Source organism: Streptomyces sp. NPDC015139, assembly GCF_043079785.1.
In the GTDB taxonomy this organism is placed as follows: Bacteria; Actinomycetota; Actinomycetes; order Streptomycetales; family Streptomycetaceae; genus Streptomyces; species Streptomyces albidocamelliae.
In genome coordinates, this window is record NZ_JBIBUW010000011.1 from 38,675 (window position 1) to 59,582 (window position 20,908).

17 protein-coding genes are annotated in these 20,908 nt (G+C 73.1%); 3 read left to right on the plus strand and 14 right to left on the minus strand.

What is annotated here, in order from left to right; genetic code table 11:
* Positions 1-82 precede the first annotated feature (82 nt).
* From ACF08B_RS27340 to rimP, 8 genes are all read right to left on the minus strand, one after another.
* Positions 83-3,727, minus strand: coding sequence for a trypsin-like peptidase domain-containing protein (locus tag ACF08B_RS27340; protein ID WP_392319836.1), 3,645 nt, complete (start codon positions 3,725-3,727; stop codon positions 83-85).
* Positions 3,728-4,078: 351 nt separating this feature from the next.
* Positions 4,079-4,984, minus strand: a complete 906-nt coding sequence (gene truB / locus ACF08B_RS27345) for a tRNA pseudouridine(55) synthase TruB (protein ID WP_392319837.1) — start codon at positions 4,982-4,984, stop codon at positions 4,079-4,081.
* Positions 4,981-5,448 (minus strand): 30S ribosome-binding factor RbfA, encoded by a 468-nt coding sequence (gene rbfA, locus ACF08B_RS27350; protein WP_073890134.1) that lies wholly within the window; start codon positions 5,446-5,448, stop codon positions 4,981-4,983. The genes truB and rbfA overlap by 4 nt, the downstream gene beginning before the upstream one ends.
* A 39-nt stretch (positions 5,449-5,487) precedes the next feature.
* Positions 5,488-5,784, minus strand: a complete 297-nt coding sequence (locus tag ACF08B_RS27355; RefSeq protein WP_093474255.1) for a DUF503 domain-containing protein — start codon at positions 5,782-5,784, stop codon at positions 5,488-5,490.
* Between the two features lie 191 nt (positions 5,785-5,975).
* Positions 5,976-9,077 carry a translation initiation factor IF-2 gene (gene infB / locus ACF08B_RS27360; RefSeq protein WP_392319838.1) on the minus strand — a complete coding sequence of 1,034 codons (3,102 nt, stop codon included), beginning with the start codon at positions 9,075-9,077 and terminating at the stop codon, positions 5,976-5,978.
* Between the two features lie 147 nt (positions 9,078-9,224).
* Entirely contained in the window at positions 9,225-9,521 is a 297-nt protein-coding gene (locus ACF08B_RS27365) for a YlxR family protein (protein ID WP_392319839.1), read from the minus strand.
* A gap of 110 nt (positions 9,522-9,631) precedes the next feature.
* Entirely contained in the window at positions 9,632-10,645 is a 1,014-nt protein-coding gene (nusA, locus tag ACF08B_RS27370) for a transcription termination factor NusA (RefSeq protein ID WP_093474259.1), read from the minus strand.
* Positions 10,646-10,647: 2 nt separating this feature from the next.
* A complete protein-coding gene (rimP, locus tag ACF08B_RS27375) occupies positions 10,648-11,157 on the minus strand; it encodes a ribosome maturation factor RimP (RefSeq protein ID WP_073890125.1) in 510 nt (169 codons plus the stop codon).
* Positions 11,158-11,361: 204 nt separating this feature from the next.
* Between rimP and ACF08B_RS27380 the strand changes: the two genes are divergently transcribed.
* The 3 genes from ACF08B_RS27380 (at position 11,362) to ACF08B_RS27390 (ending at position 13,352) form a co-directional block, all read left to right on the plus strand.
* Complete coding sequence (locus ACF08B_RS27380) at positions 11,362-11,862, plus strand: hypothetical protein (RefSeq protein ID WP_392319840.1); 501 nt, start codon at positions 11,362-11,364, stop codon at positions 11,860-11,862.
* On the plus strand, positions 11,859-12,380 hold the full coding sequence (locus ACF08B_RS27385) for a ferritin-like domain-containing protein (RefSeq protein WP_392319841.1): 522 nt from the start codon (positions 11,859-11,861) through the stop codon (positions 12,378-12,380). Before ACF08B_RS27380 ends, ACF08B_RS27385 begins: the two co-directional genes overlap by 4 nt.
* 63 nt (positions 12,381-12,443) lie before the next feature.
* Positions 12,444-13,352: an aminoglycoside phosphotransferase family protein gene (locus ACF08B_RS27390; RefSeq protein ID WP_392319842.1), complete on the plus strand. Its 909-nt coding sequence runs from the start codon at positions 12,444-12,446 to the stop codon at positions 13,350-13,352.
* A 79-nt stretch (positions 13,353-13,431) separates the two neighbouring features.
* Here ACF08B_RS27390 and ACF08B_RS27395 read toward each other — a convergent pair whose 3' ends face one another.
* The 6 genes from ACF08B_RS27395 to dxr all read right to left on the minus strand — a co-directional run bounded on the left by ACF08B_RS27395 (position 13,432) and on the right by dxr (position 20,869).
* A complete protein-coding gene (locus ACF08B_RS27395; RefSeq protein WP_392319843.1) occupies positions 13,432-15,135 on the minus strand; it encodes a proline--tRNA ligase in 1,704 nt (567 codons plus the stop codon).
* 75 nt (positions 15,136-15,210) lie between these two features.
* Positions 15,211-15,741, minus strand: coding sequence for a GNAT family N-acetyltransferase (locus ACF08B_RS27400; protein WP_392319844.1), 531 nt, complete (start codon positions 15,739-15,741; stop codon positions 15,211-15,213).
* 115 nt (positions 15,742-15,856) lie between these two features.
* On the minus strand, positions 15,857-16,705 hold the full coding sequence (locus ACF08B_RS27405) for a GNAT family N-acetyltransferase (RefSeq protein ID WP_093474267.1): 849 nt from the start codon (positions 16,703-16,705) through the stop codon (positions 15,857-15,859).
* Positions 16,706-16,968: 263 nt separating this feature from the next.
* Entirely contained in the window at positions 16,969-18,126 is a 1,158-nt protein-coding gene (gene ispG, locus ACF08B_RS27410; RefSeq protein ID WP_093474271.1) for a flavodoxin-dependent (E)-4-hydroxy-3-methylbut-2-enyl-diphosphate synthase, read from the minus strand.
* 170 nt (positions 18,127-18,296) lie between these two features.
* Positions 18,297-19,601: a M50 family metallopeptidase gene (locus ACF08B_RS27415; RefSeq protein ID WP_392319845.1), complete on the minus strand. Its 1,305-nt coding sequence runs from the start codon at positions 19,599-19,601 to the stop codon at positions 18,297-18,299.
* Entirely contained in the window at positions 19,598-20,869 is a 1,272-nt protein-coding gene (gene dxr, locus ACF08B_RS27420; protein WP_392319846.1) for a 1-deoxy-D-xylulose-5-phosphate reductoisomerase, read from the minus strand. Before dxr ends, ACF08B_RS27415 begins: the two co-directional genes overlap by 4 nt.
* Between the last annotated feature and the right edge of the window lie 39 nt (positions 20,870-20,908).

The window sequence follows — 20,908 nt, forward strand, 5'->3', positions numbered from 1 at the left end:
CAGGTCTAAGGGTGCCATGCCGAGCGCCCCGGGCCCGCATCGGCCGGTGGGCTGTGACGGGGCGCACGTTCGGGGCGGCGACTCAGGCAGGTACACGGACACCTGCCAGGTTTTCGAGCATGCGCCGGGTGCTCGGGCCGACCACGGCGGCCCAGTCGTCCGGGGCGTCCGCCAGCCAGCGAGCCATCAGTGCGGCGAATCCGGGCACGTGCCGGCCGAGGTCGACCAGGCGCCGGTCGAAATGGGTGGCACCTTCGGGGGTGCGCACGAGGAGCAGTCCGGTGCGGTGGACGAGTCCGCGGGCCTCCTCCTCGTGGCCGTCCACGTGCTCGGCCGCCGCGTGCAGGACGGCGTCCAGGACCGACGGCTCCCGCTCGTGGGCGAACAGGAACTCCAGGAGTTCGCGGCGCAGCGGACGGCACGCCGGGGTGCCGACGGCGGCGAGGACGGTGGCGAGGGCGGCCCGGACCTGCTCGGGGCCGCCGTCCAGCAGGCCGGTGACGAGGGGCAGCAGGACCGGGCGGGCGGTGGGTCCGTGTGCCAGACGGCGGTCGACGTAGGCGGCGAAGGGTCCGGCGGTGTCCGGTCGCAGCCGTACCGCCTCCCGGACCAGGACGGCCGTACGGCGGGCCAGGGCGGGGGTGGAGACGTCGGCGAGCGCCCGCAGGGCCTCTCCCGCGTCGGGGCCGCGCAACCGGGCTCCGAAGGCCTCCAGGACCGGCTCGGGATGGGTGGCCAGCGCGGGCACCAGGGCGCTCGGCGGGACCCGTGGGTCGCCCTCGGCGAAGTGCCGCAGGGCCGCCGTCAGATGTCGGTCGCGGGTGCGCGGGTCGCGGACCAGGAGGGCGAGGGCACCGCCGTGCAGGGTGCAGTCGGCGGGCCGGGCGAGCAGGGCGAGCGCGGCGTAGCGCAGCAGCTCGCGGTCCGCCTCGGAGTGGACGTGCGGGGCCGCGCGCAGCCCGAACGCGACCGCCGCGACCCGGCGGGCCGGGCGCTCGTCGTGCGCCCAGCGGTCCACGGCCCGGCAGAGGGCGGAGGGCTCGTCCTCGGCGAGGGTGGCGAGCAGTTCGTCGGCGCGCCGGTGCGCGCACGACACCAGTACCTCGGTGAGCTCGTCCAGGGCGCCGTGCCGGTGGGTGTGCAGCAGCGCCTGCGCGGCGGTGGCCACGGTCGCGTCGGGCGTCGCGGGCAGCGGCCGCTCGTCGTCGAACCAGTGCGTCAACTGCCGCTGTACGACGGTGGGACGATCGGCGAGCAGCCGGGACACGGCGTCCAGGTAGCGGGCGCCGGGCTCGGGCGATGCCTGGTCCGCCAGCACCAGGCGGCGCAGCAGATCGAGCCGCTCGGTGTCGGGGACCGGTACGGCGGCCCAGAAGTCGGGGCCGAACTCGGCGGGAACGGGGCGCTGTTCGCGGCGCATGGCGACGACACGGTCGGCGAGCGCGCGCAGCACCCCGGTGTACGGCGTCGCGTCGGGCATCTGGAGCAGGGTGTGCGCCAGCAGCCGTGCGGCCCACCAGGACTCCGGGTCCCGGTCCAGGGCGTCGGCCAACTCCGTCAGTCGGTGCGCGAGTTGTTCGGTGCCGTGCTGCTGGGCGAGGAGCAGCAGGGCCTGCACGACCGGGCCGACGCGATGACGCGGTACGGGGACGGTGCCGTCCTCCTCCGCGCGGCGGGGCCGGTGGACCAGGGCGTGCAGGGCCTCGTCGAGATCGAGGTGCGTGCCCTGGATCCAGTCGGCCAGTTCCTCGTGGGCGAAGCGGTATCCGCCGCCGGCCGGGACGAGGAGGCCCTCGGTGAGGACGGCGGAGGCCCAGCCGGTGCCGCCGCCGAGCCGGGCGGGCGCGGGGCCCCAGGGGAACACGGCCTCGAAGGAGGCGCGGTCCAGTTCGCCCTGCCCGGGGCCGAGGCTGCGCCGGGCGGCCTCGTGCACCTGCCCGGCGACCCGGGCGGCGAGCCGTCGTACGGCCGTGCCGCGCAGGCCGCTCTCGGCGGCGAGGCGGACCGCGACGCGCAGGCACATGAGGTCGAGGTGGGCGGCGAACACCTCGTGCCGTCCGGCCGGGACGGCGGCGGCCGGGGCGTCCGGGACGGCGGCGCGGACCTCGGACAGCAGGCGCAGGGTGAGCGGGTGCCGGGCGTCGCGCTCGCCGAGCACGCCGTCGGGGATGCCGTAGCGGGCCCGGGCCAGGCGGGCCTCGTCGTCGGTGAGCTCGGCGAGCCGCACGCAGGGCGGAAGCGGGGCGTCGCGGCCGGCGGTGTCGCCCGCCTCGTCCGGAGCGGGGCCGGGGGCTGCCGGGTCGGCCGGTGCCTGCGGCGGGCTCATGTGGCCGGCGGGGCCGCTCGGCGCCGGGGGCGGGCCGGGGCGGCGGTGCGGGAGGTGCAGCAGGTCGGCGGGGAACTCGGTGCCGGCGTGCTCCCAGTACTCCTCCCGGCAGGCGACGACCAGCCGTGCCCCGGTCTCCCGCAGCCAGTCCGCGGTCCTCCCGGTCCACTGCGGCAGCCGGTGGGCGAGGACGGGGGGCATCTCCTCGGGGCCGTCGAGGAGGAGCAGCAGGGGGCGGCCGGCGCGGGCGGCGAAGCGGGCCAGGTGTTCGGGGGTGAGGTCGCCGAGGTCGTCGGGGCGGGCGGAGCGGGAGGCGGCGACGATGCGGGCGGCGCGCTCCAGCGTGCGGCGGGCCGCGTCGGCCACGGAGTCGTCGGTGGCCTCCAGGTCGGCGCCGCGCAGCCACAGCGTGGGCTCGGGCCGCTCGCCCCGGGCACGCCGGGCGGCGAGGGCCGCGAGTTCCGTCGTACGGCCGCTGCCGGGTGCGCCGACGAGGCCGAGCACGCTCCGGTCGCCGTCGGTGAAGGCGGCCAAGTCGTCCGTGACGCCGGCTCGTTCGACGGGTGGCACCGTGCCGGCCGCGGCGCGGTGGGGGCCGTCCTGGGCCACCGAGGTGGCGGTCAGCTCCAGCATTCCGGCCGGGTTCAGGTCGCTGCCGTAGGCCGGGACGGTGGCCGCGTTGCGGGCGAGGAGATCGGCCAGGGGGCCGTCGGCGGGCCGCAGGGGCACCGCGAAGCCCGCGTCGCTCCGGTCGCTCCGCAGGGCGGTGCCGAGGACGCCGAGGACCGCGCCGGTACGGGCGTCGAGCACGGGTCCCCCGGCCGCCCCGCCACCGAGCCGGAGCGCGTCCCGCCCGGCCGTGCCGATGGCCAGTTCCAGGGCGTCCTCGAGGAGGTGGAAGCGGTCGGTGGCGGTGTACGTGACCTGGGTGGCGGCCAGTACCCGGGCCTCGCGCCAGCAGCCCGCGGGGATGCGCACGTAGGTGCCGGCGTCGATGCGCTCGCGCACGGTGAGGGGCAGCGGGGGCACGCCCAGGCCCTCGGTGCGCACCAGGGCCAGGTCCAGGTGGGGCAGCGGGACGACGGCGTCGGCGTCGACCACGCAGGTGCGGTCGCCCGCCGCGTGGAGCACGAGCCGGGGCAGCCCGTCGACGGCCTCGTGACTGGTGAGCAGGGTGCCCTCGTGGTCGGCGAGGAAGCCGACGCCGCGTGGCCGGCCGGCGAGGTCGCGGATCCGGACGAGGACGGTGTCGTCGGGGCAGGCGGTGTCGCGTGCGCCGTCCGCCGCCGCCCGTCGTGTGTCCCCCGCCGCGTTCGTCCGCGTCTCGTCCGCCGTCGTCCGCCGCGTACCGTCCGCCGTCGTCCGGCGCCCGCCTCCGGTGCGCGGGCCCCGTCCCGTCATGGCCGTACCTCCCCGCCCGTACACGTGCCCTGTTCAAGACGGTAGGCGCGCGGTGATCGGCGGGACAGATCGCGCGGGGAACGCGCCCCCTTCCGCTCCCCCCGTTCACTCCGAGCGCCTGCCCGGACGGGTGAATAGGAGTGAGTCGCTGGATATCCCTAGGGAGGGGGGAACGAGGGGGGACCGTGGAGCGGCGGCAGGGGCTACCCCGGCCGCCGCTCCACGGGCGACGGCCCGGGGCGGTGCCCGTGGCGGGCGGTGCGATGGGCGGGCGCGGACCGGAGGGGACCCCGCCGGGGACGGCCGGCGGCCGGCCCGAGCGGCCGGGGCCGTCGGCCGGAGAGGCGGCCGTCAGCCGAAGACGGCCAGGCTCTTCGCCTTGCCCTTGTGCTCCTCGACGAGGGCGAGCAGCCGGCCCTCGGGATCGAACACGGCGACGGGGCCGCCGCCCGCGTACTCGCCGGGCAGTTCCAGCCGGACGCCGTTCAGCAGCAGCCCGGCCCGCTTGGCGTCGACCTCCCAGCGCGGGAAGGCGGCGGAGGCGGCGTCGGCGATCGGCATGACGGTCAGCTCCTCCTGGAGCCGGTCCAGCGTCTTCGCCGCGTCGATCTTGTACGGTCCGACCCGCGTCCGGCGCAGCGCGGTGAGGTGGCCGCCGACGCCCAGGTCCGCGCCGAGGTCACGGGCGAGGGCGCGGATGTAGGTGCCGGAGGAGCAGACCACGGACACGACCAGGTCCAGGACCTGGGTGCCGTCCTCGGCGACGGCGTCCCGGACGTCGTACACCGCGAAGGAGGAGACGGTCACCGGCCGGGCGGGGATGTCGAAGTCCTCGCCGTCACGGGCCCGCTTGTACGACCGCACCCCGTTGATCTTGATGGCGCTGACCTTGGACGGCACCTGCATGATGGCGCCGGTCAGCTTGGCGACACCGCTGTCGATGGCGTCCCGGGTCACCCTGAACGCGTCGGCGGAGGAGGTGATCTCGCCCTCGGCGTCGTCGGTGACGGTGTTCTGGCCCAGGCGGATGGTGCCCAGGTACTCCTTCTCGGTCAGCGCGAGGTGGCCGAGGAGTTTGGTGGCGCGTTCGACACCGAGGACCAGGACGCCGGTCGCCATCGGGTCGAGGGTGCCGGCGTGGCCGACGCGGCGGGTCCTGGCGATCCCGCGCATCTTGGCGACCACGTCGTGCGAAGTGAAGCCCGACGGCTTGTCGACGATGACGAGGCCGTCGGGCGTGGTGTGCTTCTGGGTCATTCCGCGGCGTCGCCGTCCGTCTCGGTCGGGTCGGCCGTCTCGTCGGCCGGCTTGCGGTACGGGTCGGCACCGCCCGCGTACGCCGCGCCCGCGGAGGCCTCGCGGACCTTCTCGTCGGACTGCCGCGCCTTGTCGAGGAGGTCCTCGATGGTCCGTGCGGTGTCCGGCAGGGCGTCCGCGACGAAGGCGAGCGTCGGCGTGAACTTCACCCCGGCGGCGCGGCCGACCTCGGAGCGCAGGATGCCCTTGGCGCTCTCCAGGCCCGCGGCAGCGGCCTTCCGCTCCTCTTCGTCCCCGTAGACCGTGTAGAAGACGGTCGCCTCCCGGAGGTCACCCGTGACCCGGGTGTCCGTGATGGTGACGTGCGAGCCGAGCCGCGGGTCCTTGATCCCGCGCTGCAGCTTCTGGGCCACCACCTCCCGGATGAGGTCCGCCAGCCTTTTCGCCCGCGCGTTGTCGGCCACTGGTCCGTCTCCCGTTCTTTCTCTTGCTCGTGTTCTTGGTCAGTCGTCGTCGTCGCCGTGGAAGCGCCGTCGTACGGACAGCAGCTCCACCTCGGGGCGGGCGGCGACCAGCCGCTCACACCGGTCCAGCACGTCGGTGAGGTGCGCCGCGTCGCCGGAGACCACGGCGAGGCCGATGATCGTCCGCCGGTGTAGGTCCGCGTGGTCCACCTCGGCCGCACTCACCGCGTACTTCCGCTGGAGTTCGGCGACGATCGGGCGGACGACGGAGCGCTTCTCCTTCAGCGAGTGCACGTCGCCGAGGAGGAGGTCGAAGGACAGGGTCCCCACGTACATGTGTGACCGGTTCACCCGCCGGTACGGGATCGATGGCCCCGGGACCGTGTGGCCGGGGACATCAAGAACCGTACAACGAAGCGGCCCACGCGATCGACGGATATTACGCTCCGTGGACCGCGCGTACGAGCCGCAAACGGCGCACCGGCCGACGGGACCGAGGTCCCGTCGGCCGGCACACACCGCAGGCGTTACGCCCGCGGCTTCTCCCGCATCTCGTACGTCGCGATGACGTCGTCGACCTTGATGTCGTTGAAGTTTCCGAGGTTGATACCACCCTCGTAGCCTTCGCGGATCTCGGTGACGTCGTCCTTGAAGCGACGCAGACCCTCGATGTTGAGGTTCTCGGCGATGACCTTGCCGTCGCGGACGAGGCGCGCCTTGGTGTTGCGCTTGACCTCGCCGGAGCGGATGAGGACACCGGCGATGTTGCCCAGCTTGGACGACTTGAAGACCTCGCGGATCTCCGCCGTACCGAGCTCGACCTCTTCGTACTCCGGCTTGAGCATGCCCTTGAGGGCCGCCTCGATCTCCTCGATCGCCTGGTAGATGACCGAGTAGTACCGGACGTCCACACCCTCGCGCTCGGCCATCTGCGCCGCGCGGCCGGCCGCACGGACGTTGAAGCCGATCACGATGGCGTCGGAGCCCATCGCCAGGTCGATGTCGGACTCCGTGACCGCACCGACACCACGGTGCAGGACGCGGATGTCGACCTCTTCGCCGACGTCCAGCTGGAGCAGCGAGGACTCGAGGGCCTCGACCGAACCGGAAGCGTCACCCTTGATGATCAGGTTCAGCTGCTGGACCTCGCCGGCCTTGAGCACCTTGTCCAGGTCCTCCAGCGACACGCGGCGCGTGCGCTTGGCGAACGCGGCGTTGCGCTCACGGGCGGCACGCTTCTCGGCGATCTGACGGGCCGTACGGTCCTCGTCCACCACCAGGAAGTTGTCACCCGCACCCGGGACGTTGGTCAGGCCCAGGACCTGGACCGGCGTCGACGGGCCGGCTTCGGCGACGTTGTTGCCGTTGTCGTCGAGCATGGCGCGCACGCGGCCGTAGGCGTCGCCCACCACCATCGTGTCGCCGACCCGCAGGGTGCCTCGCTGCACGAGGACCGTCGCCACGGCACCGCGGCCGCGGTCGAGACGGGACTCGATGGAGATGCCCTGCGCGTCCTGGGCCGGGTTGGCCCGCAGGTCGAGCGAGGCGTCCGCCGTGAGGACCACGGCCTCCAGCAGCGAGTCGATGTGCAGACCCTGCTTGGCGGAGATGTCGACGAACATGGTGTCGCCGCCGTACTCCTCGGCCACCAGGCCGTACTCGGTCAGCTGACCGCGCACCTTGGTCGGGTCGGCACCCTCGACGTCGATCTTGTTGACCGCGACCACGATCGGCACGTCGGCCGCCTTGGCGTGGTTCAGCGCCTCGACCGTCTGCGGCATGACGCCGTCGTTGGCCGCGACGACCAGGATCGCGATGTCGGTCGACTTCGCACCACGGGCACGCATGGCGGTGAACGCCTCGTGACCCGGGGTGTCGATGAAGGTGATCTTGCGCTCTTCTTCGTTGACCTCGGTGGAGACCTGGTAGGCACCGATGTGCTGGGTGATGCCGCCGGCCTCGCCCGCGATGACGTTCGTCTTGCGGATGGCGTCGAGCAGTCGGGTCTTACCGTGGTCGACGTGACCCATGACGGTGACGACCGGCGGGCGGACCACCAGGTCCTCCTCGTCGCCCTCGTCCTCGCCGAACTCGATGTCGAAGGACTCGAGCAGCTCGCGGTCCTCCTCCTCGGGGCTGACGATCTGAACCGTGTAGTTCATCTCGTCGGCGAGGAGCTGCAGCGTCTCGTCGGAGACCGACTGCGTGGCCGTGACCATCTCGCCGAGGTTCATCATGACCGCGACGAGCGACGCCGGGTTGGCGTTGATCTTCTCCGCGAAGTCCGTGAGCGACGCGCCGCGGGAGAGGCGGATGGCCTCGCCGTTGCCGCGCGGCAGCATCACGCCGCCGACGCTCGGGGCCTGCATGGCCTCGTACTCCTGGCGCCTCTGCCGCTTCGACTTGCGACCGCGACGCGCGGGACCACCGGGACGGCCGAAGGCACCCTGCGTGCCACCGCGGCCACCGGGACCACCCGGACGGCCACCGAAGCCGGGACGACCACCGCCGCCACCACCGGGACCACCGGGACGGCCGGCGAAGCCGCCGCCACCGCCACCGGGACCACCGGGACGACCGGCGAAGCCGCCGCCACCGCCACCGGGACGGCCGGCGAAGCCGCCGCCACCCGGACGACCGCCGCCGCCACCGGGACGACCGCCGCCACCGGGACCACGGCCACCGGGGCCACCGCCGCCGGGACGCGGGCCGGCAGCCGGACGCTGCGGCATCATGCCGGGGTTCGGGCGCGGACCGGCCGGGCCGGGACGCGGACCGCCCTGCGGGCGGGGCATGCCGGACGGCGACGGACGGGAACCGCCCGGAGCCTGCGGACGCGGACCGCCGCCCTGCTGGCCGGGAGCCTGCGGACGGGGACCGGCGCCGGGGGCACCGGGGCCGCCCGGACGCGGGCCGCCCTGCGGACGGGGCGCCTGCGGGCGCGCCATGCCGGCGTTGCCACCGGACGTGAAGGGGTTGTTGCCCGGACGCGGGCCGGCCGGACGGGCGCCGGAGCGCGCCTGGCCACCACCACGCGGACCACCCTGGCCCGGACGGGCCGCCTGACCCTGCCCCTGACCGGGAGCCGGACGGCCACCGGGCTTCGGGGCACCCGGACGGGCGCCGGGACGCGGTCCCTGCGCGGCCGGAGCCTGCGCGGCCGGAGCCTGCGGGGTCTGCGCGGCCGGAGCCTGCGGCGCCGGAGCGGCCGGCGGAGCGGTGAACTCCGGGGCGGCCGGGGCCGGACGCGGCGCGGGCTTCGGACCCGGGACCGGACGCGGACCCGAGGCGGCCGGCGCGGGCGCCGACGGGGCCGCGGGCGCGGCCGGCTGCTGGGCAGCCGGGGCCGTCGGGGGCTTGGGAGCCGCCGGCCGCGGGGCAGCCGGACGGGCCGCCTGCGCCGGGGCGGGCGCGGCGGGCTTGGGGGAAGCCTTACGGGGGGCGGGCTTGCCGGCGGACTTGCCGTTGCCACCGCCCTGGAAGGCGTCGGTCAGCTTGCGTACAACCGGCGCTTCGATGGTCGAAGACGCCGAACGGACGAATTCACCGAGTTCCTGGAGCTTGGCCATGACGACCTTGCTCTCGACACCGAACTCCTTGGCGAGTTCGTAGACCCGGACCTTAGCCACTTCGCTCCTTTGAGGTCCGGGTTGAAGCCGGACCGTCGCTAGTTCATGGGCGTACTCATCGCGTACTCATCGAGTGCTCATCGCAATCTCGACCTGCTTTCGACTCGCGAGGTACCAGGCCGCACGGGGGGTTCCGTACGACACGTCTTACGTCGTCGCCTGCTCGGCAACTGTTGTCCGCTCGACGTATTGGCGCAACGCCTTTGTGTCGAGCGCTCCCGGGACGCGCAGTGCCCGCGGGAACGCCCGGCGGCGTACCGCCTGGTCGAGACAGACCAGGGCGGGGTGTACATACGCACCCCGGCCGGGCAGCGTACCGCGAGGATCGGGGACGCACGCGTCCTCGATCTTCACGATCCGCAGGAGATCGTTCTTGGCCGCCCGCTCCCGGCACCCCAGACAGGTGCGTTCAGGGCATGCTCGGTCGTGCGTCCGGCCAGACACAGCTAAGTCTACCTCCCCGTACCGACCTCACCCCTTTGGGGCAGCGATCGAACGGATGTTGTCGTAATCGAAGCGGCCCGCGGCCGGGATCTATTCCCGGCCGCCGCCGCTCACTGCTCCCGGCTCCGGGCCGGGCCCTGCTCCCCGACCTGCTCGGTGTCGGGACGGATGTCGATCCGCCAGCCGGTGAGGCGGGCGGCGAGGCGGGCGTTCTGCCCCTCCTTGCCGATCGCCAGGGACAGCTGGTAGTCCGGCACCGTCACCCGGGCGGAACGGGCGGCCAGGTCCACGACCTCCACCTTGCTCACCCGAGCGGGTGACAGAGCGTTCGCGACCATCTCCGCCGGGTCGTCCGACCAGTCGACGATGTCGATCTTCTCGCCGTTCAGCTCGCCCATCACGTTGCGCACCCGGCCGCCCATGGGGCCGATGCAGGCGCCCTTGGCGTTCAGGCCCGAACGGGTGGACCGGACGGCGATCTTCGTGCGGTGACCGGCCTCACGGGCGATCGCGGCGATCTCCACGGAGCCGTCGGCGATCTCCGGCACCTCCAGGGCGAAGAGCTTCTTCACCAGGGCGGGGTGGGTGCGCGAGAGCGTCACGGAGGGACCGCGGACGCCCTTGGCGACCCGGACGACGTAGCTGCGCAGGCGCATGCCGTGCGGGTAGGTCTCGCCGGGCACCTGCTCCTGCACCGGCAGGATGGCCTCCAGCTTGCCGATGTCGACGAGCACGTTCTTCGGGTCGCGGCCCTGCTGGACCACGCCCGTGACGATGTCGCCCTCACGGCCCGCGTACTCGCCGAGCGTGGCGTCGTCCTCGGCGTCGCGCAGCCGCTGGAGGATCACCTGCTTGGCGGTGGTGGCGGCGATCCGGCCGAAACCGGACGGGGTGTCGTCGAACTCGCGGGGCTCCTGGCCCTCCTCGAGGTCCTCCGGGTCCTCCTTCGCCCACACGGTCACATGCCCGGTCTCCCGGTTGAGCTCCACGCGCGCGTGTCGGCGGCTTCCCTCGGTGCGGTGGTAGGCGATGAGGAGGGCCGATTCGATCGCCTCGACCAGCAGGTCGAAGGAGATCTCCTTCTCCCGAACCAAGCCCCGCAGGGCGCTCATGTCGATGTCCACGGCTACGCCTCCTCCTCTTCCTTCATGTCCTTCTTGTCCTTGCGGTTGAACTCGACCTGCACGCGCGCCTTGGCGATCTCCGGGAAACCGAGTCTGCGGGAGGTCGCCTTGCGGCCCTTGACCCCGGGGACCTCGACGTCGAGACCGTCCTCGTCGACCTCCAGGATCCTGGCGACCAGCTCGCCGCCCTCGGTCAGCTGGAACTTCACGAGCCGGTCGGTGGCGCGCACGTAGTGCCGCCGCTCGGTGAGGGGGCGCTCGGCGCCGGGGGTTCCGACCTCCAGGTCGTACGCGTCGTCGCCCATCGCGTTGGTCTCGTCGAGCTTCGCCGAGAGCGCGCGGCTCACATCGGCGATGGCGTCCAGATCGGCGCCGGCGTCGGAGTCGACGACCACCCGCAGCACCCGCTTGCGTCCGACGGAGTCGACAGCGATCTCTTCGAGATCCAGCCCCTGCGAGGTGACGAGCGGTTCCAGCAGCTCTCGCAGCCTCTCGCTCTGGGTGGTGCTCATCCGGGTGACTCCTCGGCCGCGTGTGCTGTTGTGGGATGGGTCGCGTGTCTGGTCAAAGGGTATCCGGTCGCAGGGAGTGTTGCCGTCCACCTGTGTACGGGCGGTGCCGGTGAGTGGTGCGTGAGGGGTGCGCGGGTACGGTGATCACGGGCGCGCCGCCCGAAGCCGTTCTTCCTTTCGTACGACTCCCCGAGGACGTCTGCTGTGCCGTACCCTCCGCCGCCGCGTACCCCCTCGGGGCCGCGCAGAAGATCCCTCCTCGTCACGGCCGCCGGTGCCGCCCTGCTGACGGGCTGCTCGGCCGGTGCGGACTCCGGCGACGGCCCGTCGGCCACCGCCCGCGCACGCGCGCTCGCGGCGCGCGAGAGCCGGGAGCTGCTGACGCACTACGACGCCGTACTCGCCGCCCATCCGGGACTGACGGACCGGCTGCGCCCGCTGCGCGCCCAGGTCGCGGCGCACGTCGAGGCGTTCACGGACACTGAGACGACGCCCACGCCGGCGAAGTCCTCGGCCGCCCCTCCCACCGTCCCGGCCGACGAGAAGGACGCCCTTTCCGGGCTGGCCGCCGCCGAGCGCGCCCTGGCCGACCGGCGCGCCGGGCAACTGCTCGACGTACCGGGAGAGCCGGCGCGGCTGCTGGCGTCGGTCGCCGCGGCCGGGGCCGCGCACGCGTACCTGCTGACGAAGAAGGGGACGAAGTGAGCGGGAAGCACCGCGGCACCGAGCGGGCCGAGACCGCCGGCAAGGCCGAACTGACCGCGCTTCAGGCCGCGTTGGCGGCCGAACACGCGGCGGTGTACGGGTACGGCGTGGTCGGCGGCCGGATCGGCGAGCACAGCCGCACCGAGGCACGGTCCGCCTACGACGCCCACCGGGCGCGCCGGGACGCCCTGGTCCGCGAGGTGCGCGACCTGGGCGGCGAGCCGGTCGCCGCGAGCGCCGCGTACGCGCTGCCGTTCCCGGTGCCGGACGCCGCGGCCGCCGCGCGGCTGGCGGCCCGGCTGGAGGAGCGGCTGGCCGGGGTCTACGCGGACCTGGTGCGGGCCGCGACGGGCTCCCGGCGCGGCTCGGCGGCCGGGTCGCTGCGCGAGGCAGCGGTGCGGGCGGTGCGCTGGAGCGGGGAGAGCGTAGCCTTCCCTGGGCTCGCCGAGCGGTCCTCGGCCGAGCAGCCCGGTGCCGCCGGCGCGAACCCGTCGGCCTCCGCCTCGGCGTCCCGGTAGGCGCCCGCGCGGCACAGCCGGGCAGCACCCGAACAGGCCGAACAGGAAGGGAACGACTCGCGCATGGCTATCGAAGCGCCGCGGCGGCTGGTGCGGGCGCTCGGTGAGAGCGCACCGGCCGGGGACGACTGGCTGGCGCGGCTGCCCGGGACGGCCGAGCGGGCCGTCGCCCGGCGCGGGTCGACCGTCGAGCGGGTCCAGGTGCCGGGCGGCCGCAGCAGCCTGGTGCTGCTGGTCCGGCGGGCCGACGGCACCCCGGCCGTCCTGAAGCTGGCCCCGCCGCGGGCCCGGCCCGAGAGCGAGCGGGCGGCCCTCGCGCACTGGGGCGGCCTGGGCGCCGTACAGCTGCTGGCGCCGGACCCGGCGGACACCGAGGAGGGTGTGCTGCTGCTGGAGCGGCTGCATCCCGATGTGTCGGTGCGCTCGCTGCCGGAGGCGAAAGCACTGCTGGAGGCGGCGGGGACGCTGCGCCGGCTGTGGGTGGAGCCCCCGTCCGGCCATGCCTTCGAGACCGTCGCCGAGCGCACCGGGCGGCAGGCGACGGCCATGCGCGCCGGCGTCGACGGCGCCCCCGACACGGCACCGCTGGTCGACGCGGCCCTCGCGGCCCGCGAGGAACTGCTGAGCGCGCCACCCGACCACCGGCTGCTGCACGGCACGTTCCGGCAGAGCAAGGTGCTGGCCGGGGAGCGGATGCCGTGGCTCGCGGTGGGCCCCGACCCGGTCGTCGGCGAGAGCGCCTTCGATCTGGCACGGCTGGTCCGGGACCGGGTCGAGGACCTGATCGCCGCGCCGTCCGGCCCGGCGATCACACGGCGCCGCATCAAGCGGCTCGCGGAGTCCCTGGAGGTGGACCAGGACCGGCTGCGGGGCTGGACGCTGTTCCGGGCGGTGGAGTCGGGCGTCCGGGCCCTGCGGGTGGGACGCCCGAAGGACGGCGAACTGCTGCTGGAGTTCGCCGGCTGGCTGTGAGCCCCGCTCGTCCCCGCGCGCGTGGACACGGAAGACGCCCCCGGGAGATCCTCCCGGGGGCGTCCTCACCTGTGCGCCGTTACGCGGTCAGGCGGGCGATGGCGTCCTCGACGGACAGTTCCTCGCGCTCACCCGTCTTGCGGTCCTTCAGCTCCAGCACGCCCTCGCCGGAGCGGCGGCCGGCCACCAGGATCTGCGGGACACCGATCAGCTCCGCGTCGGTGAACTTCACACCCGGGGAGACCCCGGCCCGGTCGTCCACCAGGACGCGGACGCCCGCGGCGGCCAGCTTCTCGGAGACGTCGAGCGCCAGCTCGGTCTGCAGGGCCTTGCCGGCGGCGACCACGTGCACGTCGGCCGGAGCGACCTCCTTGGACCACACCAGGCCCTTGTCGTCGGCGGTCTGCTCGGCGAGCGCGGCGACGGCGCGGGAGACGCCGATGCCGTACGAGCCCATGGTGACGCGGACCGGCTTGCCGTTCTGCCCGAGGACGTCGAGCTTGAGCGCGTCGGCGTACTTGCGGCCCAGCTGGAAGATGTGGCCGATCTCGATGGCGCGGTCCAGCTTCAGGCCGGTGCCGCACTTCGGGCAGGGGTCGCCCTCCTGCACCACGACGACGTCCACGTAGGCGTCGACCTCGAAGTCACGGCCGGCGACGACGTTCTTCGCGTGGGTCTGGTCCTTGTTGGCGCCGGTGATCCAGGAGGTGCCGGGCGCCACCCGGGGGTCGGCGATGTACGTGACCTTCTCGCCCAGGCCCTGCGGGCCGACGTAACCGCGGACCAGGTCGGGACGGCCGGCGAAGTCCGCCTCGGTGACCATCTCGACGGCCGCCGGGGCGAAGTGCGCCTCGACCTTGCCCAGGTCCACCTCGCGGTCGCCGGGCACGCCGACCGCGACGATCTCGCCGTCCACCTTGACCAGGAGGTTCTTCAGCGTGGCGGAGGCCGGGACGCCGAGCGAGGCGGCCAGCGTCTCGATGGTCGGGGTGTCCGGGGTGGGGATCTCCTCCAGCGCGGGCACGGCCGAGCCGTCCACCGGCTTGAGCTCGTACGAGACCGCCTCGGTGTTCGCCGCGAAGTCGCAGTTCGGGCAGTCCGCGAAGGTGTCCTCGCCGGCCTCGGCCGGGGCCAGGAACTCCTCGGACTTGGAGCCGCCCATCGCGCCGGCGGTGGCGGCGACGATCCGGTAGTCCAGGCCGAGGCGCTCGAAGGTGCGCCGGTAGGCCTCGCGGTGCAGGGCGTAGGACGTGCCCAGGCCCTCGTCGTCGAGGTCGAAGGAGTACGAGTCCTTCATGAGGAACTCGCGGCCGCGCAGGATGCCGGCGCGGGGCCGGGCCTCGTCGCGGAACTTGGTCTGGATCTGATAGAGGATCACCGGCAGGTCCTTGTAGGACGTGCACTGGTCCTTGACCAGCAGGGTGAAGATCTCCTCGTGGGTGGGGCCGAGGAGGTAGTCGCCGCCCCTGCGGTCCTGCAGGCGGAACAGCTCCTGGCCGTACTCGTCCCAGCGGCCGGTGGCCTCGTAGGGCTCGCGCGGCAGCAGGGCGGGCAGCGAGACCTCCTGGGCGCCGATGGCGTCCATCTCCTCGCGGACGATCCGCTCCACGTTGGCGAGGACCTTCTTGCCGAGGGGCAGCCAGCTCCAGATGCCGGCCGCCGTGCGGCGGACGTATCCGGCGCGGACGAGCAGCTTGTGGCTGAGGACCTCGGCGTCCGCCGGGTCGTCGCGCAGCGTCTTCGCCATCAACTTGGACATGCGCTGGACCGGTGCGTTGGCCATGGTTCTCGTACTCCTGCCAGGTTTTAGGTGATGGCACAGGAGGTTAGCCGGGCTCGCCGCGCGGGCGGAAATCGGTTAACGCCTGCGCAGGGGCAGCGGGGCGCCCATCACTGCGTACGGCCGCGGCGCGCTCGGGAAATGAACCTGGCGGGCGAGGTCGACGTAACCGAGGGAGTGGTACAGGCCGCGGGCGGGGCTGTCGACGTCGATCGCGGAGAGGATCGAGCGGGGCTCGGCGGCGGTGTCCGTGATGGTGGTGATCAGGCGCCGGCCGATACCGCGGTTCTGGTGGTCGGGGTGCACGTGCAGCTCGGTGATCACGAAGGAGTCGTCGAGCCAGCCGTCGTTTTCCCGGGCCCGGAGGTACGGCTCCACGACTGTGGACCACCAGTGGGTACGGGAGTTGGGCATGCCGTACACGAATCCGACGAGGAGGCCGCCCACGCTCGCGCCGAGGGCCCGCGCGCCCCGGTACTGCATGTGGCGCTGGACGATCTGACGGCGTACGGCGACTTCCTCCGGGCCGAGCCCGAAGGCGACGGCTTGGACGGTCAGGGCCTCGTCGATGCGGGCTGCGAGGTCCAGGGGGCCGATCACGAGGTCCATGCGGGGAGCGTACAGGGCCGTTCGGGTCGGCGGCCGGGCACGATGCGTTCACCGGCGCCCGCGGTCACGCGGCGGGCCGGGCCCGCGGGAACGGTTCCGCGCAGCTCGGCCGGTCTCAGAACAGCACGCTCATGAAGGCGCCGACCTCCTGGAAGCCGACCCTGAGGTACGTCCTTCGCGCCGAGGTGTTGAAGTCGTTCACGTACAGGCTCACCACCGGGGCGACGTCCGCGAGGGCGTAGCGCAGGACCGCGGCCATGCCCGGCGCCGCCAGGCCCCTCCCCCGGTACTCGGGGGCCACCCACACACCCTGGATCTGGCACGCCTGGGAGGTCGCCGCGCCGATCTCGGCCTTGAAGACGACCCTGCCGTCGTCGTCGACACGGGCGAAGGAGCGGCCGGAGCCGACGAGTTCGGCGACCCGGGCCTGGTACAGCAGGCCGCCGTCGCCGGCCAGCGGGGAGACGCCGACCTCCTCGGTGAACATCGCGACGCACGCCGGCATGATCGTCTCCATCTCGTCCTTGCGGACGCGGCGGACGTACGGGTCCGGGGCGATGTCGGCGGGCATCCGGTCGGTGACCATGAGCGGCTGCTGGGCGCGGACCTCACGGGCGGGGCCCCACTGTGGCTCCAGCAGCCGCCACAGCTCCGCGGTGGGGCCGGCGGGGCCGACGATGGAGGAGCAGCGGCGGCCGGCCCGGCGGGCCCGGTCGGCGAAGGCCCGTACGGCCCGCGGGGTGGCGCAGATCGGGACCAGGTTGGCGCCCGCGTAGCACAGGGACGTGAGCATGCCGTCCTCGTACCAGCCCCACATCTCGCCGCCGAGGCGCCACGGGTCGAGTCCGGCGATCTGGACCCGGGAGGCCACGAAGGCGTTCGCCACCGGCTCGCGGTCGAGGACGGCGAGCGCGGCGTCAAGGTCGCTCGGTTCGAGCACCCGTGAGGTGGTCTGGGTCAACACGTGCGGGGCCTCACCCTGGGGGTTCTGCTGGTCCCGGCACTGTACCTCGCCCGATTGTGCCGCGCTTCGCCTCGTGTCCCGCCCGATGCCGCCTCCCGTTCGCCCGATCCCAGGCGGCGCTGGCGGGAGCTCTCCGGTGCGGGTGCGCAGGGGTGGCCGGGTCCCGTCCGCCGGGGCGGACGGGACTCATGGACGCAGTGGTGGCCCGCCGGCAGGCGCGGTCGGCCCGCCGGGAGGCGCGGTCAGTCCGCTGGGAGGCGCGGTCAGTCCGCGACCGAGACCGACGGCTCGCCGGAGGCCACGCCGTCCTTCTCCATCTGCTCGGCCAGCTTCATGGCCTCCTCGATGAGGGTCTCCACGATCTTGGACTCGGGGACGGTCTTGATGACCTCGCCCTTGACGAAGATCTGGCCCTTGCCGTTGCCGGAGGCGACGCCGAGGTCGGCCTCGCGGGCCTCGCCGGGGCCGTTCACGACGCAGCCCATGACGGCGACGCGCAGCGGGACCTCCATGCCGGTCAGGCCGGCGGTGACCTCTTCGGCGAGCTTGTAGACGTCGACCTGGGCGCGGCCGCAGGACGGGCAGGAGACGATCTCCAGGCCGCGCTGCTTGAGGTTCAGCGACTCCAGGATCTGCAGGCCGACCTTGACCTCCTCGGCCGGCGGGGCCGACAGGGAGACGCGGATGGTGTCGCCGATGCCCTGGGAGAGCAGGGCGCCGAAGGCGACGGCCGACTTGATGGTGCCCTGGAAGGCCGGACCGGCCTCGGTGACGCCGAGGTGGAGGGGGTAGTCGCACGCCTCGGCGAGCTGGCGGTAGGCCTCGATCATGACGACCGGGTCGTTGTGCTTGACGGAGATCTTGATGTCGCGGAAGTCGTGCTCCTCGAAGAGGGACGCCTCCCACAGCGCGCTCTCGACCAGCGCCTCCGGGGTCGCCTTGCCGTACTTCTGGAGCAGGCGGCGGTCCAGCGAACCGGCGTTGACGCCGATGCGGATCGGGGTGCCGTGGTCCTTGGCGGCCTTGGCGATCTCCCTGACCTTGTCGTCGAACTGCTTGATGTTGCCCGGGTTCACGCGGACCGCGGCGCAGCCGGCCTCGATCGCCGCGAAGACGTACTTGGGCTGGAAGTGGATGTCCGCGATCACCGGGATCTGCGACTTGCGGGCGATGGTCGCGAGGGCGTCGGCGTCGTCCTGGGTCGGGCAGGCCACCCGGACGATCTGGCAGCCGGACGCCGTCAGCTCGGCGATCTGCTGGAGGGTGGCGCCGATGTCCGACGTACGGGTCGTGGTCATCGACTGGACCGAGACCGGCGCGTCTCCGCCGACCGCCACGGTCCCGACCTGGATCTGCCGGCTCTTCCGGCGCTCGGCGAGCTTGGTCGGAACGGACGGCATGCCGAGAGAAATCGCAGTCATCTGCTGTGCAACCCCAAGTCGTGGATCAAGGTCCGGTCCCGTGGACGGCGGGCTCCAGGCTTCGAGATTACGTCACCGCCCGGGGCGAGAGCACATCCCACCCGCCAAACCCACCCGATGGAAGGGGCCCGGAACCACGGGGTCCCGGGCCGCTTCCGAACGGCGTGGGGCTAGGAGATCTTGACCGGGTTAACGACGTCCGCGATCAGGACGAGGATCGTGAAGCAGACGAAGATTCCGGCCACCACGTAGGCCACCGGCATCAGCTTGGCCACGTCGAACGGGCCGGGGTCCGGGCGGCGCAGCACCCGGGCCAGGTTGCGTCGCAGGGACTCCCAGAGCGCGCCCGCGATGTGCCCGCCGTCGAGCGGGAGCAGCGGGAGCATGTTGAACAGGAACAGCGACAGGTTGAAGCCGGCGAGCAGCATCACGAACATCGCCACCTGCTGGGAGGCGGGGATGTCGAGGGTGGCGATGTCGCCGGTGATGCGGGCCGCGCCGACGATGCCCATCGGGGAGTCCGGCTCGCGCGGGCCGTCGCCGAAGGCGGCGTCCCACAGGGCCGGGATCTTGCCGGGCAGGGCGGCGAGGGAGTCGACGGCGTCGCCGACCCGGTCGGTCATCCAGGTGACGGAGTCGCCGAAGTCCAGCTTGACCACGCCGGTGGCGGAGCTGAAGCCGAGGAAGCCGGCCTTGACGTACTTGCCCTGGACGTAGGTGCCGCTGGAGTCCTTCTTGGCGACCAGGTTGGTGGCGATCTTCGCGTGCAGGGTCAGCTGCTTGCCGTCTCGTTCGACGACGATCGGCACGGTCTTGCCGGCGCTGTCGCGGATGAGGTCCGAGAGGGTGTTCCAGTTCTCGGTGGACCTGCCGTCGAAGGAGACGATCCGGTCCCGCTTCTGCATGCCGGCGGCCTGGGCCGGAGAGGCCGGGTCGGACTTCTTGCAGCTGTCGCGGTTCTCGCTCTGGGAGATGACGCAGGGCGAGACGGAGGCGACGGTGGTGGTCTGCTGCTGGATGCCGAAGCCCATGAGCACGGTGAAGAACAGGGCGACCGCGAGGACCAGGTTCATGAACGGTCCCGCGAACATGACGATGACCCGCTTCCACGGTTTGCGCGTGTAGAACATGCGCGTCTCGTCACCGGCCTCGAGTTCCTCGAAGGCCGCCGAGCGGGCGTCCTCGATCATGCCGCGCCACGGGGAGGTGGAGCGGGCGGAGACCCGGCCCTGGTCGTCGGGCGGGAACATGCCGATCATGCGGATGTAGCCGCCGAGCGGGACGGCCTTGATGCCGTACTCGGTCTCGCCCTTCCTCCGCGACCAGACGGTCGGGCCGAAACCGACCATGTACTGCGGGACGCGGATGCCGAAGAGCTTGGCCGTGGACAGGTGCCCCAGTTCGTGCCACGCGATGGAGACGAGCAGGCCGACCGCGAAGACCACTATGCCGAGGATGAACATCAGGGTCGTCATGCACGCGCCTCCGCGGTCGCCGTCGTGGCTGTGAGTTCACGGGCCCGGGCTCGCGCCCAGGTCTCCGCTTCGAGGACGTCCGACACGGTGAGTGAAGTTCCCGTGGCCGGGGTGCCGTGTTCCTCGACCACCCGGGTGACGGTCTCCATGATGCCGTTGAAGGGCAGCGCGCCGCCCAGGAAGGCTTCGACGCACTCCTCGTTGGCCGCATTGAACACCGCCGGAGCGGTGCCCGCGAGCTGCCCCACGTGCCGGGCGAGGTTCACCGAGGGGAAGGCCTCGTTGTCCAGCGGGAAGAATTCCCATGTGGAGGCCTTGCTCCAGTCGAAGGCGGGCGCCGCGTCCGGGACGCGCTCGGGCCAGCCCAGACCGATGGCGATGGGCCCGCGCATGTCGGGGGGCGTCGCCTGGGCGATCGTGGATCCGTCGGTGAACTCGACCATCGAGTGGACATACGACTGGGGATGCACGACCACCTCAATGCGGTCGAAGGGAATGTCGTAGAGGAGATGTGCCTCGATGACTTCCAGACCCTTGTTGACGAGGGTGGCCGAGTTGATCGTGATCACCGGGCCCATCGCCCAGGTGGGGTGCGCGAGGGCGTCCTGGACGGTCACGTCCGCCAGCTCGGCCACGGTCCGGCCGCGGAAGGGGCCGCCGGAGGCGGTGACGACCAGCTTGCGCACGTCGGCGCGGGTGCCGGCGGCCAGGGACTGGAAGAGGGCGGCATGCTCGGAGTCGACCGGGATGATCTGGCCGGGCTTGGCGAGCGCCTTGACCAGCGGGCCGCCGACGATCAGCGACTCCTTGTTGGCCAGCGCGAGGGTGCGGCCGGCCTCCAGGGCGGCGAGCGTGGGCGCGAGGCCGATGGATCCGGTGATGCCGTTGAGCACGGTGTGGCAGGCGGAGCCGGCGAGCTGGGTGGCCGCCTCCGGTCCGGCGAGGACCTCCGGCAGCGACTCCCCGGGGCCGTACTCGGCGGCGAGCGCCTCGCGCAGTGCGGGTACGGCGTCCTCGCGGGCGACCGCGACGGTCCGCACGCGCAGCCGGCGCGCCTGCTCGGCGAGGAGGGCGACCCGGCCGCCGTTCGCGGAGAGGGCGGTGACACGGAAGCGGTCGGGGTTGCGCAGCACGAGGTCGATGGCCTGGGTGCCGATGGATCCGGTGGAACCGAGGATCACCACGTCCTTGGGGCCGTCCCCGGCGAGGGGGTCGTAGACGAGGTGCGGGTCGGCGAGGGGTGCCGGACGGGCGGGACTGTCGGTCATCCCCCCATTGTTGCCGCAAGCGCGCGCCGTCAGGACAGC